Origin of the sequence: Rothia sp. HMSC069C01, from assembly GCF_001814655.1 — a bacterium.
Classification (GTDB): Bacteria; Actinomycetota; Actinomycetes; order Actinomycetales; family Micrococcaceae; genus Rothia; species Rothia dentocariosa.
This window is the reverse complement of sequence record NZ_KV817377.1, coordinates 1-25,260: the sequence shown is the minus strand read 5'-3', so window position 1 is coordinate 25,260 and position 25,260 is coordinate 1. Positions and strand designations below refer to the sequence as shown.

The following is a 25,260-nucleotide window of genomic DNA, read 5'->3' as shown; positions in this document are numbered from 1 at the left end:
TTCTCTTCCACATGGGGGGGGAGATCTTGTTCTACCCCCTCTATACTATGGTAAGTTTGCTGAGGAACTAAAAGTCCCTTGAGGTTGATAAAACACTCGCTCTCCTGTGAAGTATATTATTGATCCGCACGGTAGCATTCCTGCCGCTCAGTAATTAATTCTTGAAAAAAGGAATAGGTAGAGGGGATTAAGCTTTCGCTTAATTCCCTCTATTTTTTAAGTCTTACCAATACGGGGTATTAGTTTGAGTGGCTTCAATAAGTTTGGCATCAGCACACACTTCAGACTCGATCTGAGCCACATCACGCACCCGTAAAAGTCTCCTCCGGCCGGTGCATCGCCGAACAATTCCGAAATAATCCCGTCTGAGGGTCAAACAAAGCCTTCGCGTGAGCGTCCTAATGAGTCACCCACCTACCGCCGGAACACAGAACGCACCCATACCCCAAGACGTACCCCAACCTTCTCCGGACCAGGCAAAACCGTCCGCATAAAAGCCTCCACGAACCTCTTCACCCAGGACATACCCACCTCACACACAACATTGGCAATAGGAAGGAATAGTTTCCAGAAAACCGTAGGAGCAACCATAAAAAAGAACCAGCACACAACAGGATGCTCACATAAAACTTCAAAATCTTTCATGAGTCTCTAAATCCTCCCCGCCACCATCGACACCAAAAAAATTTTCTCGAACACAACAACGCACACCCAGACCACGACGACATGAATAACTTTCATAAGTGAGTCGGGGATAAACAGGAAAAACGCAACAAGTAGAGTAAAAAACTTTCCCGACCTCAACCCGTAGAGTATCTACTGATACATCCCTTGAACCGTCTACGCTCCACACCCCACAGGTTAGGGTGCTTGTGAGTACTGTGTTCGTGGGGTGCTACAACGGCAATGGAGAACACCAAAACCCTTCTCTGACCCCAAAAAATTCTCGAACAACGGCACCCACCACGAAACGAGGGGCTCAATAATGTATTACGCATGTGGCAAGTAAAAACACGGCACCGCCCGACAAAAAACTTGCAACATCACACCAGCAAGCGGTTCCAAGACACAAAAAAGGTAGTCACCCCAGGGAAACCGTAGGAGCAACCGCCTCAAAGCTCATATCATATTGAACCCATATGATATGACATGGAAAGGAACAAAATTACTTATGCTTCAAAATTCGTAAACCTTATGAAACATTATTTCCTCTCCTTCTGAACCTTAAACCATGCGATTTCGCGGTAGAACGGGTTCTGCGGAGTCACATCCATGAAGGAATCCTGAGCCGATGCCGCATCGTCGTTCATATTGGCGGCACGGTAACGAGTATAAATATAGATAACAGGTTTCCCCTCACTGTTTCCCTGCGCATAACCAACATTTCCAATAATGCTTCCGCCTGTGCGACCTTCAAAGCTGCCAGTTTGTACTTTTTCTTTAGATAACTAAAGTGAAAGAATATCAATAGTTCGAGTTGTTTTCTGTTTCGCTTGTCTAGTATGAGGTCATTCACTGGAAAGATCGCTCCAAACATTCCGAAGCCCAAAAACAACTACAAAGACAATGAATAATACAATGAGGATGATAAAAATACCGAAAATCTTTTCACCAGTGTTTAGCTTTTCATCATCCCGCAAATTACTTTTAGTGGTCATGGTTATTTTTCTTTCTTCCGATATTTTTAATATCAAGAAAATATTGACAAGACTAGGCCGAAGAAAATGACCAGAATTTCAAAAGTCGTTCCAATAAAATCATCTAACGTGACTTATGTTTCCCCTTAAGCAGTAGTGATAGTCCCGGTCTCTACCAAAGACCGAACAATCGACAGCATCCGCGTAATCAGCTCTATCAGCAATCGTGACCAACAAAAGCTTTGGGCTAGGCGGTAAATCCTGTTCGTATGCCCAATTAACCATCCGAAAAGACATTGAATCTATATATCCTCTAAAGGTCTTCTAAAACCGATGTTTCTAAGCCGCTCCTAGAGCTGTCCACGGAGCCGCGTGTGTCAGCTCATCCGGTGCGATCTGTAATCCCCAATCCTGCAAAAAGGATTACATACCGATACATGCGTGCTTGCAAAATCTGCTCGGGTTCTCCTACACAGGCAGGCGTGTCAGACCGGCTTCGAGGAAAACAAAACTTCAGCTTGGATGAGTTATTTACACTTGCTGGTGCGCTTGATCTAACTGTTGGTGATCTCCTTGGAAACAGCATTGTCTCCGCACATGTTCCCGCTCCTTCGTATATAGAAGAAGGCCAAGGACGGATTAAACGAAAAGTCGCCCCGCTCGGCTTCATACCGAAAGGGGCGACATACCAGATTCTTTCTGGTGAAGAGTGCGCCCTGTGGGGCTCGAACCCACGACCTGCGGATTAAAAGTCCGTAGCTCTACCAACTGAGCTAAAGGCGCGCCGTCCCGCGTGAACGCGAAGACATCATCTACTATACACTACAAATCCGTCACGAGTCGCCTTCGCAGATATGATTTTCGTCCGGCTGAATCCTTCGAAAAACTCGTGCCCTTCCCGTTACACTAAACACCTATGGCCCATCGTGCACATCATCGCCCAGTATCTCAGCCCAGCGAAAAGTTTGAGCGTCGCGTTGGCGGTGAAGATCCCGCCGCCCGTGATGAGGCGGCGCATACGTCTGCTCGCATTCTGCTGGAGCGCGGACGCCAAAATTCTGACCCGGAGGTTGCCGCCCGACTCATAGACTTCACTGACGAATACGGTATTGAGGCGCTTGCGCAGCTCTGGTCTCATTCACCCGCGCGTTCCCTCCCCGGAGCGCTATGGCGCATGTATTCCCTGCGCGACATGGTACGACGCTACCCAAAAGCCACCGCACAAGCGTTCTCTACCGGTATGGGTGCCGATTACCGTTCGCATCTGCTGGCGGGGGTGCCAGACCCACCGGGCGCCTCCGAGGTCGTCAAAACGGCGGACAAAATTCTGGCCGGGCTCTACAGCGGCGATATTGATATAGCTCTCGAACGTTTTGCGGCGTTCGCGCGTGTGGTGGCACTGGGGCTGCGTCTCAACTATGAGCGTGCAGATATTAGCCGACTGTCCGGTAACCCGCAGGGAGTGCATCCGCCCAGTCATGAGGTTCGCCGCGAAGGCATTGAACGCATGTTCCGCGTGCCCGAACAATACCGAAAGCTCGTGAAAATCGCCGAGGATTTGGAGGCGACCGCCGCGCACTGGCGGGCAAGCGGCGGACTCGAAGCATTGTAGCCCCGCACGGTACTCGCGCGCTATCAAATCCCGGGAAAATACAGGATTAGGAACTGATGCCGGGTGTTCTGCTTAGAGCTCATGTACCTTGACGGAGGCTCGGCGCGGGCGGATAATTTAAGACAAGATGTCGGGTTGCTAATAGGTAGCCCCGGGCTCCAAATCATTTGCCGCTTCGAGCGGCCTTCCGCCGAGAGGCGCTCCCAGCCCGACATCGCTAACGTTCACAGCGGGAAGGCTACATGATAGCCTTCCCGCTGTTGTATTCTCAAGCCGCCGGCGGGAAGTATCAGACCCGCGCACCCTAAGCACACCCGCGTTAGACTGTAACTATGTTGCACCGCATCTTTCCACAAGCCAACAGCTCACTCACCTCGCTTGCACAAATCTCGGTGCAGGTGGCGGAGGCGGCGGCGCTCCTCTCCGAAATGGTTGGCTCATCTACCTCCGAATACCCCGAACTCTTCGACCGCATGCTGGTGCACGAGGCGAACTCGACCGACCTGTTCTTCATGACCCTCACCACCGTGCGAAGCTCATTTGCCACCCCGGTACCCCGCGAAGACCTCTACACGCTGGCCCGCAAACTCACGAACGCGGTCGAAAAGCTCACGAGTGCCGCGCACATCCTTTATCTGCACAAAATTGACGGTTTTGCCCCGCATATTACCGCGATACTCGACATTATCCAGCGGCAGGCGGTGCTGACCGAGGCAGTAATTCCCAAGCTCGCCGATATTAAGGGCCTGGATAACTATTGGATGGATATGCTGCGTATCTCGCGCCAAGCCTTTCGTACCGCCGAAGAATACGATGCAGAACTCGCCGAACGCTTCCCGATGGAACGCTACCGCCGGTACACCAAGTTCATTGCCCAACTGGTTGAGGCGGCAAATGCGATGCGCGGCGTGTCCTCTGAGATCGGGCGTATTATCGTGCAGGAGTCCTAGTGGTTCTGCTCAGTATTCTGTGTGTGGGCGCGTTTCTTTCCGCGATTTTTGTGACCGGCATGCACGATGCCTCCAATGCGATCGCGGTGCCGGTACGCACCCGCACGATGGGCGATACCGCGGCTCTGATTACCGCCGCGCTGTTCAACGGGATCGGCGTGTTTGCGGCGTATCTGCTGATCACCGATATGAGTGTGCCCTGGATTGCCGTTCCCAGCGGGCATTTGGGCCTGCCGGGGCTGACCGCCGCGCTCATTACCGCCGCCTTATGGGGTGTGGCGACCTGGGCCTTACGCATGCCAGCTTCCTCAACGCACGCCCTCATCGGCGCCCTTGCCGGGGTGGCATGGTATGCCCGGGTTGATAGCGAAGGCTCACGGTTTATCCCCGCGATTTTCGATGCCACCCTGCTGCCGCTCCTCTACCTGCCGCCCCTGATTTTCCTCCTCTCCTGGCTTTTAGTGCTCCCGTTTTACCGACTAGCTATCCGTTCTTCACCAAGCAGTGTGAACCGGCATTCGCGTGAGGTGCTGGCAGTGTCGGCATCCGCAATTTCGCTTCTGCACGGTATGCAGACCGGATACCTGTACCTGTTGGTGCTGCACGTGCTGGGTGCGGTTTTTCCGCTTCCCACGCGGGACCTCCTCCCCTGGCATGTGCTCACTATTGCGCTGGCTCTGGCGGCGGGCACGCTCACGGGTGGGCGGCGCATCGGCTACACCTTCGCCTACCGTATGGTGCGCTTAGACCCGATGCGCGGCGCGGTAGCTCAAGGCACCACGGCTCTTATGCAGGCGCTCGGGTACTTCCTGCTGCAGCTGCCGTTCTCGTCTTCGCACCTGGCGACCGCATCCGCCCTGGGGGCTGGGGTGAATCAGCGGTTTAACTCGGTGAAGCCGAAGATCGTTGCGAACATTATGCTAACCTGGTTTGTCACGCTTCCGGCATGTTTTTTGTGTGCGATCGCCCTCATGATGGCTCTTGATGGCATATTTGGGTAGAATTTTTACCCCTAATGTGGGCTGGAATGCTCGCTTATTCCCGCGCAACTCCGTAGAATTCTAGACAACCCTATATATTTCCGCCCTACGTGCCTTATGCGCAGGCCTTATATATTCTTTGGAGAGCTTTGTTTTCCTCTGTCGCCGTCATTGTACGCACGAAAGATCGCCCGGTCTTTCTCGCACGTGCCCTGCAGAACATCGCCGAGCAACGGTATACGCAATACACCGTGTACGTGGTCGATGACGGCGGAAATCAGGAAGAATCTCAGCAGATTATTGACCGCAGCCCGGTTGCGGCGCAGACCGTTCTTCTTCATGCTGCGGGCGGCAATATGGAAGCGGCCTCTAACGTGGGCGTGCGCTCCAGTGAGTCTACCTATATCGCCATTCACGACGACGATGACCTGTGGGATCCCCAATTCCTGGAACGTACCGTCGCAACCCTTGACGAGACCGGTGCCGATATGTGCGTGGTACGGATTATCGAGCGTTTTGAGCAGCAAACCGAGGACGGTTTTATTGTTCTGAACGAACGCACCTTCCACGAAGATCTGCCCGCGATGGGGCTGCAGTTCCTGTTCCGCACCAACCGCGCGGTTCCGATCGGCGTGCTGTACCGCCGCACCCTGCACGAGAAGGTGGGGTATTTTGATGAGGAACTTCCCGTGGTAGGCGACTGGGAATTCAATATGCGCGCCGCCATGGCCGGTGAAGTTCAGCTTCTAGACGAGCCGCTGGCGTACTGGTGCAAACGCCCCGATGCGACGGGTTCTGCCGCTAATAGCGTGAGCCACGAGCAGCAGCATCGTATTTTTGATGCGCAGGTGCGCGCCAACGCGATCCGTGAAGACCTTGCCGCCGGGGCGCATATCGGGCCCTACCTTTACCAGGCGCACCTGACGAACGAACTTGACGGCCGTCTATTGGAAACTCTAGAGGCGCTTCAAGACGTTCAGGAACGTTTGGAACGTCTCGAAACTATGCAGCAGGAACAGTGTGAGCGGCTGCACCGCATGGAGCGGGCGATGTCGTGGAGTGGCAAACTTTCGCGTTTGCGTGCCGTTTTTTCGCCTAAAGATTCATCAAGCAAATAGGTACGCATATGACTCGTGTTCTTGTTGTCGGCGATATTGGCCAGCCCGTTTACCATGTGGGGGACGAGGCCATGACGATCAGCACCGCCGAATACCTGGCGGATGCAGGAATGCAGGTTATTTTAGCAACCCGTGATGCCGAGCAGAGCAAGCGTTATCTGGGGGCCGGGGGTTCGTCTGCATACGAATATATGCCGTTTTTGCTGTTCCCGTGGGCGCCTGCCGAGCGTGAGATCACGTTGGAACGCCTCGAAGAGTTTCTTGTGAGCGGCGTTATGCCGAATCTGCCCGATTTTTGCCCGTCGGCGCAGCAGATCCGCGATTTTGTAGAGGGTATTCAATCGGTGGATGCGGTCGTCATTTCCGGCGGCGGCAACCTGAATTCGCGCTACGGCTGGCTGCTGTATGAGCGCGCCGCTATCGCACTGGTGGCACAGTATGCGAAGATTCCGGTCTTTGTGTCCGGGCAGTCGATTGGTCCCGTGCTTTCCCCGCGCGATGAGGAAGTTCTGCTGCGTATGCTGCGTTCGGCAGCCTCGGTGGCGGTGCGCGAGCGCAGCTCCTACGAGTGGTGCCGCGAGCACGATCTTAAGGCGCTTGCGGGTGTGGATGATGCCAGCGACTACCGGGCGCATACCCCCGAGATGACGCTCGACTATGCGGATGCGCGGGTTGAGGTTCCTGAGCTTCCCGAGCGTTATGTGTGCGTTACGGTGCACGAGGTTTCGGGGAGCAAAGTACACGAACTAGCCGCTTTATTAGACAAGATTTACTCCGAGTATGGGCTGGCGGCGGTCTTCCTGGGGCATATGGGCGACCCAGCGTCGGAGGGCGGGCGCACCGGTGACTACAAGGCGCATGAACTGGTTGCCGCATCCATGAAATCCCCTGCAACAGTGATACCGATTCTGCACGCGGATGCGACGGTGCGCATCCATCAGGGTGCCGCGTTGAATATTACCGACCGTTACCATCCCGCGATCTTTAGCCTTAGCGCTGGTATTCCTGCGGTTGCGCTGGTGCCCGATGCGTTTACTGAGATGCGGATTTGCGGGGTCATGGGGCATTACGGGATGCAGAATTTTATGACTCCGCTTCATATGCTCGGCACCGACATTCCCGAGAAGCTCATTGCGTCTGCGCTCTCGCTCAGCAGGGGGCAACGCCAAGAGCTGCGGGTGCAGCATGAGGCAGTGACCGCGCTGCTTCACGCGTGGCGTGAGTATATTGCGGCCTCTGTGCGCGGGGAAAAGCAGGCGCATATGCCGGAGGGTATTTCTGCGGCTGCGGCGATTCCCGCCCTGAAACCGTCCCTAGAGGCGATTAACAATGCGGTGCGTGAGCTTTTGCTGAAGACTTCGCTGGCCGAAGGCAACGAATGGGCGCTTTCGGATCGCATGCACTCATGGGAGGCGCATATGCGGGGTGAGTTTGAGCGTGCCGAGGATGAGCTGCAGGCGTTGAAGCGTTCGCGGATGGTGCGGGCGGCGCATCGTACCAGTCGGCAGGTGCAGGCGATGCGGCATATTGGGAGCCGGTTCCGGTAGCCTGCCGCCCCTAACCCCTTTTAAAAAGCGCCTTGCCAAACATCAGAGATCCCGCTTTATTTCGAATGAGGAGCCTTTTGATGCATATCATCCAAGGGCACAAAGGACCCGCAGCGGCACAATTTCAGGGCGGGTAGACTAGACACTATGGCACACGCATCCATGAAGGAACAATTCTTAAACTATGTCCGCGCCGGGGCTCACCGCGTTCGGGCGGGATTTTTTCAGTCTATTCAGATCACGATTGCTTCGATGGGGGCGTATCTTTTTGCGGAGCGGGTGCTGGGGCATGAGGAACCTATTTTTGCAGCGGTCGCGGCGCTGGTGTCACTCGGGTACGTGAGCGGCTCTACCCATTCGCGGCGCATTCTGGAGGTTTCGTTCGGGGTGAGCCTGGGTATTCTGATTGGCGATCTGTTTTTGCAGATGCTCGGGCGCGGCATCTGGCAGGCCACGCTTGCACTGTTTATTTCGGTACTTCTGGCCAGGTTCTTAGATAACGGTATTATTTTTACGATTCAGCTCAGTTTTCAGGCCTGCCTGGTGATTCTGCTGCCGCCGACCTCGGATCTGCCGTTTACCCGCAGCCTTGACGGCGTGATCGGCGGTGTTGCGGCGTTCCTCATGATGTTTTTGATGCCCAAAGACCCGCGAAGTGGGTCGCGTCAGCGTGCCGAGGCTCTTATGAGCGCTTTCTCGGATGTCTTCTTTCTGGCGGCAAAGGCGATTCGCCGGTACAACTACGATCAGGCGTATCAGAGCCTGCAGGATTCGCGTAAACTTCAGCCACTGTATGAGGCGAGTAAGAACGATTTGGTGACGGCGCGCGGTATGGCGCAGCTTTCGTGGGCGGGGAAGAAGACCCGAATCGAGCTTGATCGACTGGCGCAGACTCTCGGGGCTATCGATTTGGCGATTCGTAATACCCGCGTGTTTAACCGGCGTATGGCATCCACGATTGCGCATGTGCAGCTGCGCCCGAAGGCTCTTGAAAAGCTTTCGGCGGCGCTCGAAGAGCTGGCGCTTGCCGCCCAGAGTACGGGACTGGGTATGTATTCCAGTACCGAACATGAGCGTGAACACTATATGGAGGTTGCCCGCGAGCGCCTGATTTCTCTCGCCGAGACTCTGGAACCGAAGCATCTGGGGGTAGAAACCTTTGAGGGCGAGTCGCTGGTGCTTATGCTGAGGCTTATAACCGTGGATATGTTGGAGGCTACCGGTATGGATCATGAGGATGCGTCCGCCATGCTGGTGCCGCTGGGCGAGGCCGTGATGGAACATGCGCCGCGTACCTCCGAGATTCCGATTGTGCAGGCTGATGTTGCGGGCGCTCAGGAGGAGGATTTGCGCACCCGCACCGTTAACATCATGCTGCGCGATGAAGACCTCAAAGAGGGGCTGGGGTAGGTCTTTCCTGCTCGTATCGTGTGGCTGATGATGTGCGTCTAATCCCCATGAGATCCGTCTATAAAACCCGACCATAAGACCCGTGAGCAGATAGTATTTTGGCGAGCAGATAGCAATTCGTTATCTGCTCGCCGAAATACTCTGCTCGCGGTCACGTCACGATGTGCGGCAGTTATTTATCCTGCGGGAAGAGCAGGTTCAACGCCTCGCCTAAGGTGGCGACCTCGCGCACGGTCACCCCATCGGGCACCTGCCCCACGCCCGTTGGGGATGCGGGCACCAGCACATGCGTGAACCCCAGCCTACCAACCTCGGCAATACGCTGGCGAATACCCGGCACGGCACGCACCTCCCCCGCCAGGCCGACCTCGCCAAACACCGCGAGTTTACGCGGCAGCGGCTTATTCTGCGCGGCCGATGCCAGCGCCATCACGCACGCCAGATCGGCGGCAGGCTCAGAGATTTTGGCACCTCCCACCGTGGAAACATAGCAGTCGAGTTTGCCCACGTTCAGCCCGGCGCGGCGCTGCAAAACCGCCAAAAGCATCTGGATGCGCGCCGAATCCAACCCCGCCACCGTGCGCCTGGGCGCGGGTGCCACCGCTTGATCCAACAGCGCCTGGACTTCGGCAAGGAGCGGGCGGCGCCCCTCCATTGTCACGGTCACGCAGGTTCCCGCCACCGGATGCGGCGTGCGCGAAACGAACATGCCGGACGGGTCGAGCACGGGCGCGATCCCATCCTCGTGCATATCGAAGCAGCCGACCTCGTCGGTGGGTCCGTATCGGTTTTTAATAGCGCGCAGCATGCGAATATTGGAGTGTTTATCACCCTCGAACTGGCACACCACATCGACCAGGTGTTCCAGCAGTCGCGGCCCGGCGATCGTGCCTTCCTTGGTCACATGCCCCACCAGCAGGGTACACATGTTGCGTGCTTTCGCGGCGGCAATCAGCGATGCGGCAACCTCCCTCACCTGCGTAACACCCCCGGCGCTGCCCTCAACATCCGCGGACGCAAGGGTCTGCACCGAGTCGATCACCAACAACGCCGGGTCTACCTGCTCAATATGCGCCAGCGCGGTCCCCAGGTCGGTTTCGCTCGTCAAGTACAGGGTATCGGCGACGGCGTGGATGCGGTCCGCACGCAGCTTAACCTGCGCGGCGGATTCCTCACCGGTCACGTACAGCACGTCGCGGGTTTTCGCTCGGGCACGCTCAGCGGCGGGGGTTCGCGGGGTGTATCCGCGCGCGAAGGTGGCGGCAACATCCAACAGCAGGGTAGATTTGCCCACGCCGGGTTCGCCAGCCATCAGAATCACGGCACCAGGCACCAGTCCCCCGCCAAGTACCCGGTCGAATTCGGGGTTGCCGGTGCTCATATAGGCGGCGACTGTCGAGTCTACTTCGCCGATCACCTGCGCCGGTTTCTGCACGCTGGATGCGGTACGGGTGCGCGCCACGGTACCCCCGGCGGCTTCCTCAACAGACCCCCAGGTTTGGCATTCACCGCATCGACCCACCCATTTGGCGGTGGTCCAGCCGCATTCGGTACAGCGGTAGGCGGGGGATCCTTTAGTGGTTTTTGTGCGTGCAGCCATGGTTTTTATTGTACGGGCGACCCTGACATTTTAAACACCTAGATCGTCAAAAGCCGAAGAAGAGAATATCGGGGCGGGACGCGCACAAAGGCGGTAACACAGGCTAAAACGATACAATATATTCCGTGCAGACAGATTACAGTGAACTCCTCCTGAAGACCATTGCGCAGATCGCCCCCGGCACCGAGCTGCGTGAAGGGTTAGAACGCATCCTCCGCGGGCGCACAGGCGCACTCATCGTACTCGGTTCAGACCGCACCGTCACGGGGCTCTCCTCCGGTGGGTTCACCATCGACACCGAATTTTCTGCCACCCGCCTGCGTGAGCTCGCCAAGATGGATGGCGCGATCATCTGTGACCGCGACGCCACCCGCCTGCTCATGGCGGCGGTACAGCTCATGCCGGATGCAACCATCGACACCAACGAATCCGGAACCCGCCACCGCACCGCCGAACGCATGGCAATCCAGACGGGTTTCCCGGTGATCTCGGTCAGCGCCTCCATGTCCGTCATTTCGGTGTATGTGGACGGCACCCGGTACACGGTCGAAGACACCCAATACCTGATGGCACGCGCCAACCAGGCAATCCAAACCCTTGAAAGCTATAAGAAACGCCTCAACAAGGTGCTTTCCACGCTGTCCGCACTCGAAATCGAATCACACGTTACACTCAGCGATGTCGCTATCACTCTGCAGCGCATGGAGATGGTGCGGCGCATTATCTCTGAAGTCAGTCACTATGTGCTTGAACTCGGTGTGAACGGTCGTCTGGTGGCGCTTCAGCTCGAAGAGCTCCGCAGCCCCGATATGGCGGGTATCGACGTTATTCTGCATGACTATCTGCCGCGGCCCACCGCGCAAAGCATCTCCATTGCAACTCGGGCTCTGCGCGACCTTACCGACATGGATATTGTGGACCTCACTATGATCGCCCAGGCCGCAGGGTTCGGCGATTACGAACTCGACACTCCCCTGCAGCCGCGCGGCTACCGCCTGCTTGACGGCATCGCCACTATTCCGAACACAATTGCCGAACGCCTCGTTGAACGGTTCGGCACTTTGCAGGCGCTCATGGCCGCATCCCTGGAGGATCTGCGTGATGTTGATGGTATAGGCGAGCATCGTGCCCGCACCGTGCGCGAATCGCTCTCCCGCATGGCGGAAAGCAGCCTCGAAAAATACCTCTAACATTAGCCGGGTAGGGTCCGAAGAACACCAGCCGCCCGATAGAAAGAGCCTTTATTTCAATAAAGCGTTAAAAACTCTCTTTATTGAAATAAAGGCTCTTTCTATACGTCTTTTATATATTCCCGCAGGGGAATACCGTGGGCGCTATTTCAACAGGAAGTTCACTCGCTGCGAGGTCACTCCATTCACGGTAGCCGTCACCCAGTATGTACCCTTCGCCGTATTCTTCAGCGCATTACACCCAGAGGTATTGAGCTTACGATCCCACGCAACATCGCTGGCGGCTTCCTTGCCCGCAGGAATCTCGGTCTTCTTCGTGGGAGTGGGCGTGCACTTCGCAGACGAATACACCTGGGTGTCGCCCGATGTAATGTTGATCTCCACGCCCTCGGCAACCTTCTCGCCGCCAATAAAGCAGGGCTTACCCGAAGAATTCGTGTACACCACGTGGAACGACGGCATTTCACCGGGCGCATACTGCTTCTTTGAAGGCTCGACCGTCACCTTCAGATCCTTGGCATTGCACAGAGCCACGGCTGGCGTTGCGGATGCGCTCGCCGATCCAGACGGAGTTGCACTGCCGGATACCGCTGGGGTCCCAGAAACGGACGGGGTTGCAGATGCGTTCGGGCTGCCGGATGCTGAACCGCTCACCGACCCCGAAGGCGCAACCGTAGAAGGTGTGGGGCGCGCGCTGAAATTCTGGAAAGGTTCGCCGGTGGCTGTCGCCTCTGCGGCGGCATCGTCTTGAGGCCCCTTATTAATCTGGTTCACTAGGGTGGTAATACCAACAACGCCAACCAGCAAAACAAGAATAAGCACTACCACGGCAACGATACGACGGCGGCGGTATACTTCGGGGGGTAATTCGGGACCAAGTTCAGACATACCGTTAAGAATAACGGTTTTTTGGGTGTCGTGCATGCAAAACCATATATATAAGCTACATGGAATAGATAAAAATACGTTGCCTGTATATTGTGGGTCAATTGGCACCCGATACCCAATATCACCTACTCTAGAAACAGTAATACATTACAACGCAAGCAATTATTGCCATGTTCAATTTAAAAGACTCACACGAACTACACCACCGCATAAATACTTGGTACCAGCACCATGCCCGCGACCTGCCCTGGCGCCGCGCCGACTGCACGGCCTGGGGTGTGATGGTGAGCGAATTCATGCTGCAGCAGACCCCTGTGAACCGCGTGCTTCCTGTTTGGGAAGAGTGGATGCGCCGCTGGCCCACGCCCGCATCCCTTGCCGCCGAAGACAGCGCGGAGGCGGTGCGCGCCTGGGGCCGTCTGGGCTACCCGCGCCGCGCCCAACGACTGCACGGCGCGGCGGTCGCTATTACGAAGCATCATGACGGCGAGGTTCCGGCGGATTATGATGAACTTCTTGAGCTTCCTGGCGTGGGGGCATACACCGCGGCGGCGATTACGGTCTTCGCCTTCGGCAGACGCGCCACAGTTATCGACACTAATATTCGCCGGGTGCACGCCCGCGCCGTCATGGGCAAGGCACTGCCCCATAAGCATTTGAACGTCGCCGAAACAACCCTTGCCGAAGAGCTGATGCCGCAGAATACCGCCGTATCCTGCGTGTGGAACGCTTCCGTTATGGAGCTGGGCGCACTCGTGTGCGTCGCCAAGAATCCACGCTGCGAGCAGTGCCCCCTTGAGGATATCTGCGCGTGGGTGAAGGCGGGAAAGCCACAGGCCGAGTATACGCCTACGGGGCAGAGCTGGCACGGCACCGACCGGCAGCTGCGCGGTGCCATGATGGCGGTTCTGCGCGCTGCACACGCACCGGTGCCGCGGGAACTTCTAACGGACTTCTCCACCGATATTACTGTTCCCGATGCCCTGAAGGTTCCGGTGCAGGATTTACGCAAGCTCGACTCATCCCAAGAACAAATCGACCGATGCTACAGCGGGCTTCTCAAAGATAAACTCGCGAAAGAGCGCAAGGACAGAGTTTCGCTTTAGGTTTTGACCTTTTATACGCTATTCCCTAACTCACGATAAACCCCGAAAAAATATTGTTTTCACCTGAAATCTTTGGAAAAATGGAGAAAACATTCTGGAAAGCTCATTTCTTTATGAAGGAGGACTCCATGAAAATAGCGGTCATAGGGGCAACCGGCACCATCGGCTCGAAAATTGCCGCCGAACTGGAAAAACGCGGTCACGAGGTAGTGCCGATCAGCCGCTCACACGGGGTAGATGTTTCATCGCTCGCAGATTTAAGCGCGGCGCTGACCGGAGTGGATGTTGTGATCGATGCGATTAACAACATGATCATGAGCAGCAAAAAGGCGCAGACAGCCTTTATCAGCACCTCCAGCAATATCGCGCAGGCGGCGGCTGATAACGATGTGAAGCGCATCGTCTGCGTCTCGATCGCCGGAGTAGAAAACCCGGCGGTTAGCCGCGGATACGGCTACTATGCGGGCAAGGCGGCGCAGGAGAAAACCTATCAGGATTCCGCCGTAGACACCGTTATTATCCGTTCGACGCAGTGGTTTGAGCTTCTTGACCCCATTGTTCAGCAGGTTACGGTGGGGCCCGTCTCGGTGCTGCCGACCATGAAAATGGCACCTATTCCCGCAGAGGCTGCAGCACAGCTGGTATGCGATGTTGCCGACGGTTCCGAGAATGTACCGCGCACGGGCATCGTCTCGATCCGCGGTGAAGAAGAAGGAACAACAGCGGAGTTCGTGAAGCGCCTTCTCACGGCACGCGGCGAGGTCGGCGGCAAAACACCGAAGGTGGTGCGGCAGCTGCCGTATTTTGGTTCCGCTATTGCCAAAGGCGGGCTGATTCCCGATCCCGCAGATCACACCGTCTCCACCACGCTTGAGGAGTGGCTGGCAAGCCTGTAGCGATTTCGATACTGCGCGAACCGATGCGGTCTTCGTACATACGAAGACCGCATCATCGTGTTAAGCGCTCGTGTGCCTATGCGCCCTTATGCTCAAGAAACCCGATAAGCCTGTCAAGCAGGTCTTGCAGCTGTTCACGCTCCTGTGAGGTGAATTCGGCGCTCATGGCACGCTCGACGGCGCGAACCTTCTCGTCAGCCTGAACAACCAGTTCTTCGCCCGCATCGGTGAGGGTCACGATATTCACGCGGCTGTGAACTTCGGAGGGCACACGGGTAATCAGGCTTTTCGCATCCAGACGGGCAAGAATGGTGGCCATCGTCTGCGGGGTTACCGCTGCGGCACGCGCCAATTGCGCCGCAGACTGCCCGGGCACATAGTAGAGCGAAGTCATGGCTGCATATTGTGCGACGCTCAGATCATACTCGCGCAGAACCTTAGATTTGACCGCCATCATCGCCTGCTCGGCGCGTTTAATCGACGACCCTATGCGCGACCGGGTTTCGGCGAGATAGGCTTCTTGCCCCTGTCCCGGCTGCGGAGGGTATTTTACAGACTGCTGTGATTTTTCCGATGATGCGGGCATGTACTAAGCATACTATCCCCCGACTCCGTCTCGCTTTGTTATTCACCGACATACACACTTAGCAGAAACGCGGCGATATTGCCGGGGGTACAGCAATAATTATTCAGAAGCGCGGCAAAAACACCCTGAACAACTAAGGCTTGTCCCCGAATCCTCACGCAAAGGATTCGGGGACAAGCCTTAGTTAGTGCCTTCCGCAGGATTGCCTACTGGGGAAAGCCGCTAGTCAGATGCCCCTCCGGTAATCTGCTCGGCTTCTTCCACGGCAGACTCCGCCATCTTATTGACGGTCTCCAGGGGTAAATCCCGCATCTGCTGCGAGGAGAAGACGAACTTCGCATCGTCGCCTTCACCCTCGACACCCACGGTAATCTTCTCGCCGGGCTTGATTTCGCCGAAGAGGATCTTCTCGGAGAGAGCATCCTCAATATTACGCTGCATTTCGCGGCGCAGCGGGCGGGCGCCCATTGCCGGGTCGTAACCCTTCGAGGCCATGAGAACCTTTGCGGCATCCGTAAGCTCGATCGACATTTCCTGATCTGCCAGGCGCTTTGCCAACCGGCCCACGAAGAGATCCACGATCTGCAGAATCTCGTTCTCGGAGAGCTGCGGGAACACAATAATATCGTCCACGCGGTTCAGGAACTCGGGGCGGAAGTGCTCCTTGAGGTTCTCCATCACGCGGGCCTGCATGCGCTCGTAATCGGCGTCGCCGTGATCCATCGCCTGGAAGCCCACGGGAACGCGACGGTTCACATCGCGCGAGCCGAGGTTCGTGGTCATAATGATCACGGTGTTCTTGAAGTCCACCACGCGACCCTGTGAGTCGGTCAGGCGGCCGTCTTCAAGAATCTGCAGCAGCGAGTTGAAGAGATCGGTGTGAGCCTTCTCGACCTCATCGAAGAGCACCACCGAGAACGGCTTGCGGCGCACCTTCTCGGTCAGCTGACCGCCCTCGTCGTAACCCACGTACCCGGGAGGCGCACCGAAGAGTCGAGACACGGTGTGCTTCTCCTGGTATTCGGACATATCCAGGGTAATTAGGGCGTCTTCATCGCCGAAGAGGAATTCTGCCAGAGCCTTCGCGAGCTCGGTCTTACCAACACCGGTTGGACCAGCGAAGATAAACGAGCCACCGGGGCGGCGCGGATCCTTCAGACCGGCACGGGTGCGGCGAATCGCACGGGAGAGAGCCTTGATAGCGTTGTCTTGACCGATCACGCGCTTGTGCAGCTCGTCCTCCATCTTGATCAGACGCGAAGACTCTTCCTCGGTGATCTTGTACACCGGAACGCCGGTCGAGGATGCGAGCACCTCAGAGATAACCTCGGGGGTCACCTCGCCGAAAGCATCGCCGTTTTCGCGCCAAGCCTTCTCAGCCTCGGCCTTTTCGGCGAGTACCTTTTGCTCTTGATCGCGCAGCGCGGCGGCCTTCTCGTAATCCTGGCCCTTGATAGCGTCTTCCTTCTGCGTGCGCAGCTTCGACGCCTTCTCGTCAAGAATCTTAATCTCGGGCGGGGCGGTCATCCGCTTGATGCGCAGGCGAGCACCTGCCTCATCGATCAGGTCAACGGCTTTATCCGGCAAGAAGCGGTCGGAAATATAGCGTGCCGCCAAGTTCACGGCAGCCTCGATCGACTCGTCGGTAATGGTTACGCGGTGGTGAGCCTCGTACTTATCGCGCACACCCTTGAGAATCTGCACGGCGAGCTCTTGGGAAGGCTCGTCCACCTGAATTGGCTGGAAGCGGCGTTCCAGTGCGGCGTCCTTCTCAATGTGCTTGCGGTACTCGTCCAAGGTGGTGGCACCGATGGTCTGCAGCTCACCGCGAGCCAGCATCGGCTTCAGGATGGAGGCGGCGTCGATAGCGCCCTCTGCGGCACCGGCACCGACGAGGGTGTGAATCTCGTCAATGAACAGGATAATGTCGCCGCGGGTGCGAATCTCCTTGAGCACCTTCTTGAGGCGTTCCTCAAAGTCACCGCGGTACCGGGAGCCCGCGACCAAGGATCCCAAATCCAGGGTGTACAGGTGCTTATCTTTGAGAGTTTCGGGAACATCGCCGTGTACGATGGCCTGCGCCAAGCCCTCAACAACGGCGGTTTTACCAACACCGGGTTCACCAATAAGCACGGGGTTGTTCTTGGTGCGGCGTGAGAGAACCTGCATTACGCGTTCCATCTCGTGGTGACGACCAATCACCGGGTCAAGCTGACCTTCGCGTGCGGCGGCGGTGAGGTTACGCCCGAACTGATCGAGAATCGTCGAACCCGCCGGGGTGCCCTCGCGGGAGTTGCCAGCGCCGACACCGGCGGTTTCCCTATTCTCGTTGTTGCCGGGGTATCCAGAAATAAGATCCATGACGGCCTGGCGAACCTCGGCACCCTGCACGCCTACTTTGGAGAGAACCTGGTTTGCCACGCCTTCGGAGGCGCGCACCATGCCCAGCAGGATATGTTCGGTGCCAATATAACCGTGGTTAAGCTGAATGGCCTCACGCATGGAAAGTTCGAGGACCTTCTTGGCGCGCGGGGTGAAGGGAATGTGACCGCTTGGCGCCTGGGGGCTGGGACCCACAATGCTCTGCACCTGTTCGCGCACGGCATTCAGGGTAACCCCGAGGGACTCAAGAGCACGGGCACCGATGCCCTCGCCCTCGTGAATCAGCCCGAGCAGCAGATGCTCGGTGCCGATGTAATTGTGGTTGAGCATGCGTGCTTCTTCTTGGGCAAGCACCACAACGCGCCGAGCTCGGTCGGTAAAGCGTTCAAACATTGCGCACTCCTTGGAAATTTTGCTTGATACTAGATTACGTGGAAAAGCGCGGCTACGGTGCACTGTTCGCCATCAAGAGAACGTCTGTGTCGCTATTTTTCGGGGAGCCTTTTACCGAGCCAAAACCGGGATGCGCATCGGGCGTTTCTCGACGGTCATAAACATTTTCATGAAACTTTTATCGGGCTCTATCAGAAGACCTAATATTGCTTTAGCTTATAGCAATACTAATGTACCTCCGCGCCCTTTACTAAAACGTTATAATTCTGCTTCGGTATTTAGATTCTTAGGAGACATTCTTGAGGATTGCTCTCATAAGATAACGGGGATTCCATAAACACCAAGAAAAGGCCCGGGGCGATACCCACCATGTGATTACCTAAATACATATCACGGGGCTAATAAAAAAGCCGGAAGATGATAGCTCTTCTCATGAAGGACTTTTTCTAAAACCTCGTTATACAGAAGGCGGGATAACACTTGATGTGTCATCCCGCCGTCGGCAGATGAAATACCATCACAGAATTAGCGATGGTATCAATACTATTTACTTACCTTCTGCCTTCATAGCTGCGTAGTAAGCATCCTGAATTTCCTGATGGATGCGGCCGCGGTCAGAAACTTCGTGACCGTTTTCGCGTGCCCACTTACGAATTGCAGCGGTTTCAGGGTTACGCTTCACCGGAGCGGAAGAGCCACGACCACCGCGGGAACCGCGCTGGGAGGCGCCTACCTGAACGCGACGACCCTTAGATGCGAACGGACGAATTGCATCACGAAGACGAGCGGCATTAGCACTGGATAGGTCAATCTCGTAATGAGCTCCGTCGAGGCCGAATCGTACAGTCTCTTCTGCGGGACCACCATCAAGGTCGTCCTCAAGAATAATGCGCACCTTCTGTGCCATAGGGGTTTTCTCCTTAGTTTGGTTTATTGCTCCAACTATGAGTTTTTACACTGCACGTTGTCACACTCTCTAATTTATCTCCTTCATAATAACAGAAATAAATGACTAATGACTACCAACATAGAGAATTCTAAGGAATGACACAGAATAGTGTTGTCATTTAACGGTTATATTTATTGACGCTCCGTTTTATTACCCGTTTTATCAGTACCAAAAGGATTTACCGTTCCTTGTGAACCCTTTACCTTCTCGTACCACTGTTGAGCGTCTTTTTCGACATCACGCTGTGCTGAACGTTCGGCGCGATCTGCCCGGTTAATCCAACGCAAAATGAAATATAACGCAATCCCGGCAAAAATAGGAGGCAGCAGCGCAATCAAAATCTCCATGAAAATCCCTCACAACCTTTCGTGCTGATGACAGCATACCCGATAGCGCAAAATGCCGCCCGATAACGCATACACGTTACGAACGGCATCTACGGTTTAACGCGGTTTACAGACCTTTACGAAAGAAAAGGCTTGATCAAGCCCGAAATTACGACTCCGGTTTCATCAGCGGGAACAAAATAGTTTCACGAATACCTGGCTGACGCACCACGGTTCCAGGGCGTTCAGGGTCCTGTTCACCCGCCAAAAGCATAATCAGACGGTCAACACCCAGCCCGAGACCGCCCATCGGCGGTGCACCGTGCTCTAGGGCGCGTAAGAAGTCCTCATCAAGTTCCATCGCCTCGTCATCGCCCGCAGCAGCCTTATGGGACTGCTCAGTCAAACGCTCGCGCTGAATCACAGGGTCGATCAGCTCAGAAAACGCGGTACCGCGCTCCATGCCGCCAATAATCAGATCCCACGCCTCAATCGTGCGGGAACCATCGCGGTTTGGTCGCGCCAGAGGCTGGGCGCTTGGCGGGTAGTTATATACAAAGGTCGGGTTCAGCAGTGTTGGCTCCACGATTTCGCCGAAAAGCTCAATCACAAGTTTCTCAGCATCCCAGGCGGGATCCACCTCGACCTCATGCTTGGCAGCGATCTCGCGCAGCGTCTCAGCGGGGGTGTCCGGGGTTATTTCAACGCCCACGGCCTCAGACAGTCCGGGGTAGACGCTCAGCCACGCCCACTCACCGCCCAGGTCAATCGTGCCGTCCTCAGTCTCAATCGCGGTAACCCCGAGTTCCTGTGCGCACGCAACAATAATCTCCTGCATGCGCTCGGCCATCACGTACTGATCGGCGTAGGCTTCGTAGCATTCCAGGGTTGTAAATTCGGGGCTGTGCGTCGAATCCACACCCTCGTTGCGGAATACGCGACCGATTTCGTAGACGCGCTCAATACCGCCTACCACGGCACGCTTGAGCGGAAGTTCGGTGGCGATGCGCATCGTCATAGGCTGGTCGAAGGCATTCAGGTGAGTGCGGAACGGACGGGCCGTCGCGCCGCCGTGCACCAGCTGCAGCACCGGGGTTTCCAGCTCAATATAGCCGTGGTCTTCCAGCACGCGGCGCACAGTGCGGGTAATCAGGGCGCGCTTTTTCACCAGGTCACGAGCCTCAGGGCGAACCATCAAGTCCAGGTAGCGACGGCGCACCCGAGTTTCCTCGTTCAAATCCTTGTGCAGCACGGGCATGGGGCGAATCGACTTCGCGGCCATCCTCCACTCACGCACCATAATCGACAGTTCGCCGCGGCGAGAGACCACCACGCGGCCGGTCACATACACGTGATCGCCCAAATCCACCAGGGATTTCCAGTCGGCAAGCGACTGTTCACCAACCTCATTGAGCGAGAGCATCGCCTGAATGCGGTCGCCATTCGTACCCGCTTGCAGGGATGCAAAGCAGAGTTTACCGGTATTGCGCACGAACACAACACGGCCCGGCACATGCACCACATGGTCAGTTTCGTCCCCGGCGGTGAGCTCGCCGGACTCTAATTTCGGGTCGTACTGAGCGCGAATATCGGCGATATGATCCGGTTCGATGCGCTTACCTTCGGCATCCAGAAGCCCAACGGGATACGCTTCACCCGCGGTCTCCAAGAACTTAGCGCGCTTCTCCAAGCGAATCTTCATCTGCTCGGACATATCTGCAATGGCCGGTGTGGCACTCTGCTCGTTGCTCAAAAGGTACCTATCTCGTGTTTTAGGAGGTCAAATGTGACGGTTTGCTACAGCAAATCCATGTTGTCGATCAAGCGTGTGGAACCCACATATGCCGCAACTAGTGCGAGCACCCGCTCGGAATCGGCGGTCGGCGGCTGGAAATTGCTCGGATCCACAAGCTCCAGGTAGTCCAGGCGCACACCCTCGGTCGAGTTAATACGTGCCCGTGCACTCTCTAGATCAATGCTCTCAAACCCGCGGTTCAGCGAGTTTTCGCGCATCAACGCAAGGGTTCGGGAAATCACCAGCGCAGCTTCGCGTTCCTGCTCGCTGAGGAATTCATTCCGTGAGGAAAGAGCCAAGCCGTCGTCGTCACGCACAATAGCGACAGGACGCAGGGTAATGTCGTGGTTGAAGTCGTGAATCATGCGCTGCACGAGCAAAACCTGCTGGGCATCCTTCTGCCCGAAGTAAGCGTTAACCTCGTGCGAACCCGCGGCGGGGCGCACAATATTGAAGAGCTTATTCACAACGGTGAGCACGCCGTCGAAGTGTCCGGGGCGGGTGATTCCCTCAAATTTGTTGCCCAGTTCGCCGCTGGAAATGCGAATAAGCGGCTCGCCTTCGGGATACATTTCATCCACGGAGGGCGCGAAGATAATATCGACACCCGCATCGGCGGCGACCTGCGCGTCCGTTTCCAGGGCGCGCGGGTATTTGTCATAGTCTTCGTTGGGGCCGAATTGAAGCGGGTTAACAAAGATCGACGCCACCACAACATCGTTCTGTTCACTCGCGCGGCGCAAAAGCGTGGCGTGCCCTGCATGCAGAGCACCCATCGTAGGCACATACCCGAGCGTAGCGCTGCGGTATTGCACCTCACCTTCCTGTTCGGCGGCTTCGGCACGGGCGCGCTCATTCAGCCGTTCCTGGGCGGCGGCAAGCGCCTCCGCAATAGCGGAGCGAAGCTCGGTAATAGTCGTGACGATGCGGGGCATCGAGGTCTCAGTCATGACGAGAACTCCTTATCGTCAGGCATCGCACCGGATTGACGCGTGCCCGTGGTGTGGGTTCGCAGGGTAGATTCAATCCGAGCCTTCTGGTCGTCGTTTAATAAGTTTCTATTATGCGCCCTAGATGCGGTTGCGCGCACCATGGCGGCATATGAGTCAGCGATATCCTGTGTATTTTCGTGGTCGGTGTACTCTATCAGCGCATTAAGATGCGCATCCAGGGTACCTGCATCGCCGCGTGCCACGGGACCGGTCAGCGCGCCTTCGCCACTCGCAAGCGCGTTATCGACGGTCGCACGAACCAGCGGACCGAGGTAACGCGCCGGGTCTTCAATACCGATACTAGCAAGCATCTGCTGGGACTGTCCCAAAAGTGTGACGAGATGGTTCGAGGCGTGCGCCAGTGCGGCGTGATAAAGCGCACGATCGGCTTCGGCAACGTGGACGGGCTCACCGCCCATTTCAACGACGAGCGCCTGAGCTATAGGGATAAAAGGCGCGGGCCCGGTCACGGCAAAGCTCGTACCGGTGAGTCGTTGTAAATCCAGGGATAAACCGGTGAAAGTCATGGCGGGGTGAATCGCCAAGCCGATAGCGCCCAGTGTGGTTGCGGGAGCAAAAATATCGGTGCCGTGCCGCCCGGAGGTGTGCACAAGCAACTGCCCACTGGTTAAGGACCCGGAAGATGCCAAATACTCGATCAGACCAGCCAATTCATCGTCGGGGACAGCCAACAGCAGCAGCTCGCTGCGTTCGGCAATCTGTTCCACCTCAAGGAGCGGTACGCCGGGTAAGAGCACATCCGCCCGTTCTTGAGAAGCTTCAGAAACCGCATGCACACCCACCAGGGAATGCCCGGCAGCGCGCAGGGCGGCACCGAGCACAGCGCCAACTTTACCGGCGCTGATAACGCCGATGCCGAGGCGTGCGGGTTTCAGATGATTCGTGGTCACACTCTTAAGTATATTAGGTACCGCAAAATCCGCGTGTTTTTCAGCGTTCACCAGGTGCGTCGAAGATCATGACGGACTTGAGCAAGGAATTATGCCGAAGGCGATGTGTAATAGGCCCGAGTGCCGTCAGTGCGGGCGATGATCTCGACGGCAATGCGTTCGGCATCGTGAACCTCTAGGTTCTGGACGGTGGGTTTAACCGGTCCCGGAACGCTGCCTAAACTTATGCACGCGGTTTTGAGGATGCGATTGAGCGGCCCCTGCGACCACTGCACCGCGAGCACCTGCCGCTCGGGGACTACCGAGAGGAACCGCAGCAGGCAGCCGCCACGCAGCAAGAGAAGATCCCGGGTGGGGGCGTGTCCCGAATGGTGCAGGTCGGCCTCAGCTTCCACTCGTTCGGTATTCACCCGCGCGAAGCCGTCACGCCGGAAGGTGAGCGGGTTAAGCCAGCGTGTCCGGTGCGGTGCCTTCACTACGCCTAACTCACTGCTGTCGGCGGGGTTGTACCTTGATGATTCCATAACCGCCTGCACGGTTTCGAGGCTGTGCGGTGACGCACTCGGCAGCAGCAGGTGAAGAAGCCGCTGCATTTCGCGGGCGGTGCCCACGGGCAGGGCGGTGTTTCGGGTAAATAAGTCGTCGGATGAACCCTCCGTATTTACTGCCACGCCTGCAATATTGACCACCACCCGGTACCACCCGAAGGGCTTCCACAGCAGGGGCTGTTCAATCTTGAGGGCCTGAATACGCTGCGGGAACAGGGTTTGCGTATGCGTGCCTGTGAAGCCATAGGTGATGCGCAGGCTGTCGCCGCGCGCATCCGAAGTATTCTGGCGGATGCGCTCCACCGTGAAATTTGCTCCCTGATCGAAACTGCTCCACAGCTGCCAGAGAAAACCGAGAATTGGAATCAGGGACGGAAAAATAAACTGCGATATCTGCCCCAGGTCCTTTTGGGGGTTCATCAGCCACCCCACGATCGTACCGCCCACCCAGATAATCGCTACCGGGAGTGCCCACAACAATGCGCTGAGCACAATCGCGGCAAGAACCCGCAAATTGGGGACTTTGAAGAGCAACCGTTCCGGCTTGTGGCCTGTTTCTGTCTGCTGCTCCCCTGCGAGGTTCACCTCGTGATCCTTCTCAGCCGGAGCACTCACAGCATCGGCGGACTCCGACGTATTGGCGGCACGCAGGGTACTCATCCTGCGCAGCAGGCGTTCCTGCAAATCCTGCGCCTTCGCATGCGAGAGGTATTTGATATGCAGGGCTTCTTCGGCACCGTCCGCTGCCTCAAGCCGAAGCTCGGACAGCCCCAAAATACGGGCGACGAGCGGGCGTGAAATATCGACGCTTTGCACGCTTTCCAGGCGAATCTGCCGCTGTTTCTTGAAAAATATTCCGCTGTGGCGGTATACCGAATGCACGCTCACGCTGTAGCGGGTAAACGCCCACGAAAGAATACTTCCGCCAAAAATAAGAACCGCCGCAGCACCGTAGCCATACAGCATTACCGGGTTATGTCCCACGTGGTTCAGCAGATATTCGGGCAGCTGCCGAAGGATATTCCAGTAATCATTCTCGGCATTATTGTTGAAGGAGTTCTTAATATAATCCCACGCGAGATAAATAATAAACGCGAAGAAAACCCATATTTTCATGATGAACGTGCGCACATCGGTACGCCACCACGTGAGGGTCTCCGCAGCTTCATCCGGGGTTATCTGGTGTTCAGAAGTGTTAGAAGACTCGACAGACCGCACGCCCTGGTTATTCGAGTTTTGGGGTTCCTGTGTCATTACAGCGCCGCCATGCGTTCATCGGCGCGGCGTATCAAAAGCTGGCGCAGCTGCTGCCCACGTTCAGCGGGAATACCGTACAGCGTCACCTTAGAAGCGGTCACCCCGGCGGTGCGGATCGTCAGACGCACCAGGTGATGAGCACGTTCCAAGGGGCCGGAATCTACATCTACATACTGGATGCGCCCAT

Annotated in this window: 21 protein-coding genes and 1 tRNA gene; 9 read left to right on the top strand and 13 right to left on the bottom strand. The window is 56.5% G+C overall.

The features are described from left to right. Window positions 1–1,508 precede the first annotated feature (1,508 nt). Both HMPREF2981_RS10820 and HMPREF2981_RS00445 read right to left on the bottom strand, forming a co-directional pair. Window positions 1,509–1,658, bottom strand: a complete 150-nt coding sequence (locus HMPREF2981_RS10820; RefSeq protein WP_168165915.1) for a hypothetical protein — start codon at window positions 1,656–1,658, stop codon at window positions 1,509–1,511. A 689-nt stretch (window positions 1,659–2,347) separates the two neighbouring features. Next, a tRNA-Lys gene (locus HMPREF2981_RS00445) sits at window positions 2,348–2,420 on the bottom strand. A gap of 133 nt (window positions 2,421–2,553) precedes the next feature. Here HMPREF2981_RS00445 and HMPREF2981_RS00440 point away from each other — a divergent pair. The 6 genes from HMPREF2981_RS00440 (at window position 2,554) to HMPREF2981_RS00410 (ending at window position 9,254) form a co-directional block, all read left to right on the top strand. Next, complete coding sequence (locus HMPREF2981_RS00440; protein ID WP_004005703.1) at window positions 2,554–3,249, top strand: hypothetical protein; 696 nt, start codon at window positions 2,554–2,556, stop codon at window positions 3,247–3,249. A gap of 332 nt (window positions 3,250–3,581) precedes the next feature. Continuing rightward, entirely contained in the window at window positions 3,582–4,199 is a 618-nt protein-coding gene (locus tag HMPREF2981_RS00430; protein ID WP_070618418.1) for a DUF47 domain-containing protein, read from the top strand. Beyond that, entirely contained in the window at window positions 4,199–5,200 is a 1,002-nt protein-coding gene (locus tag HMPREF2981_RS00425) for an inorganic phosphate transporter (protein WP_070618415.1), read from the top strand. Before HMPREF2981_RS00430 ends, HMPREF2981_RS00425 begins: the two co-directional genes overlap by 1 nt. A gap of 128 nt (window positions 5,201–5,328) precedes the next feature. Next, on the top strand, window positions 5,329–6,297 hold the full coding sequence (locus HMPREF2981_RS00420; protein ID WP_246825176.1) for a glycosyltransferase family 2 protein: 969 nt from the start codon (window positions 5,329–5,331) through the stop codon (window positions 6,295–6,297). A gap of 8 nt (window positions 6,298–6,305) precedes the next feature. Beyond that, window positions 6,306–7,844: a polysaccharide pyruvyl transferase family protein gene (locus HMPREF2981_RS00415; RefSeq protein ID WP_070659909.1), complete on the top strand. Its 1,539-nt coding sequence runs from the start codon at window positions 6,306–6,308 to the stop codon at window positions 7,842–7,844. A gap of 147 nt (window positions 7,845–7,991) precedes the next feature. Then, entirely contained in the window at window positions 7,992–9,254 is a 1,263-nt protein-coding gene (locus tag HMPREF2981_RS00410) for an FUSC family protein (protein WP_070659906.1), read from the top strand. 172 nt (window positions 9,255–9,426) lie between these two features. Here HMPREF2981_RS00410 and radA read toward each other — a convergent pair whose 3' ends face one another. Then, complete coding sequence (gene radA, locus HMPREF2981_RS00405) at window positions 9,427–10,854, bottom strand: DNA repair protein RadA (RefSeq protein WP_070659904.1); 1,428 nt, start codon at window positions 10,852–10,854, stop codon at window positions 9,427–9,429. A gap of 125 nt (window positions 10,855–10,979) precedes the next feature. Here radA and disA point away from each other — a divergent pair, with 125 nt between their 5' ends. Beyond that, window positions 10,980–12,044 carry a DNA integrity scanning diadenylate cyclase DisA gene (gene disA, locus HMPREF2981_RS00400; protein WP_004005745.1) on the top strand — a complete coding sequence of 355 codons (1,065 nt, stop codon included), beginning with the start codon at window positions 10,980–10,982 and terminating at the stop codon, window positions 12,042–12,044. Window positions 12,045–12,188: 144 nt separating this feature from the next. Here disA and HMPREF2981_RS00395 read toward each other — a convergent pair whose 3' ends face one another. Next, complete coding sequence (locus HMPREF2981_RS00395) at window positions 12,189–12,968, bottom strand: hypothetical protein (protein ID WP_070659901.1); 780 nt, start codon at window positions 12,966–12,968, stop codon at window positions 12,189–12,191. 134 nt (window positions 12,969–13,102) lie between these two features. On the opposite strand from HMPREF2981_RS00395, the gene HMPREF2981_RS00390 reads away from it, so the two are divergent. Further along, window positions 13,103–14,038, top strand: a complete 936-nt coding sequence (locus HMPREF2981_RS00390; protein WP_070659898.1) for an HhH-GPD family protein — start codon at window positions 13,103–13,105, stop codon at window positions 14,036–14,038. 128 nt (window positions 14,039–14,166) lie between these two features. Beyond that, window positions 14,167–14,934 (top strand): SDR family oxidoreductase, encoded by a 768-nt coding sequence (locus HMPREF2981_RS00385; RefSeq protein WP_070659943.1) that lies wholly within the window; start codon window positions 14,167–14,169, stop codon window positions 14,932–14,934. A 76-nt stretch (window positions 14,935–15,010) separates the two neighbouring features. Here the strand turns inward: HMPREF2981_RS00385 and HMPREF2981_RS00380 are convergent, their stop codons facing one another. From HMPREF2981_RS00380 to HMPREF2981_RS00340, 9 genes are all read right to left on the bottom strand, one after another. Continuing rightward, window positions 15,011–15,520 (bottom strand): MarR family winged helix-turn-helix transcriptional regulator, encoded by a 510-nt coding sequence (locus tag HMPREF2981_RS00380; RefSeq protein ID WP_070450579.1) that lies wholly within the window; start codon window positions 15,518–15,520, stop codon window positions 15,011–15,013. Between the two features lie 222 nt (window positions 15,521–15,742). Further along, window positions 15,743–18,295 (bottom strand): ATP-dependent Clp protease ATP-binding subunit, encoded by a 2,553-nt coding sequence (locus tag HMPREF2981_RS00375; RefSeq protein ID WP_070659895.1) that lies wholly within the window; start codon window positions 18,293–18,295, stop codon window positions 15,743–15,745. A 547-nt stretch (window positions 18,296–18,842) separates the two neighbouring features. After that, window positions 18,843–19,202, bottom strand: a complete 360-nt coding sequence (locus tag HMPREF2981_RS00370) for a histone-like nucleoid-structuring protein Lsr2 (protein ID WP_004005751.1) — start codon at window positions 19,200–19,202, stop codon at window positions 18,843–18,845. Window positions 19,203–19,375: 173 nt separating this feature from the next. After that, window positions 19,376–19,591 (bottom strand): hypothetical protein, encoded by a 216-nt coding sequence (locus tag HMPREF2981_RS00365; RefSeq protein ID WP_004005752.1) that lies wholly within the window; start codon window positions 19,589–19,591, stop codon window positions 19,376–19,378. Between the two features lie 148 nt (window positions 19,592–19,739). Continuing rightward, on the bottom strand, window positions 19,740–21,272 hold the full coding sequence (gene lysS / locus HMPREF2981_RS00360) for a lysine--tRNA ligase (protein WP_238382396.1): 1,533 nt from the start codon (window positions 21,270–21,272) through the stop codon (window positions 19,740–19,742). A gap of 95 nt (window positions 21,273–21,367) precedes the next feature. Further along, window positions 21,368–22,315, bottom strand: coding sequence for a pantoate--beta-alanine ligase (gene panC, locus HMPREF2981_RS00355; RefSeq protein ID WP_070450584.1), 948 nt, complete (start codon window positions 22,313–22,315; stop codon window positions 21,368–21,370). Next, the gene (locus HMPREF2981_RS00350) at window positions 22,312–23,268 is read right to left on the bottom strand and encodes a Rossmann-like and DUF2520 domain-containing protein (protein ID WP_041321877.1); all 957 of its coding nucleotides are present in this window, start codon (window positions 23,266–23,268) and stop codon (window positions 22,312–22,314) included. Before HMPREF2981_RS00350 ends, panC begins: the two co-directional genes overlap by 4 nt. A gap of 89 nt (window positions 23,269–23,357) precedes the next feature. After that, on the bottom strand, window positions 23,358–25,070 hold the full coding sequence (locus HMPREF2981_RS00345) for a PH domain-containing protein (protein WP_070659892.1): 1,713 nt from the start codon (window positions 25,068–25,070) through the stop codon (window positions 23,358–23,360). Further along, window positions 25,070–25,260, bottom strand: a 191-nt coding sequence (locus HMPREF2981_RS00340; RefSeq protein ID WP_168165914.1) for a PH domain-containing protein, incomplete at its 5' end; no start/stop codon positions are given. The genes HMPREF2981_RS00340 and HMPREF2981_RS00345, both read right to left, overlap by 1 nt.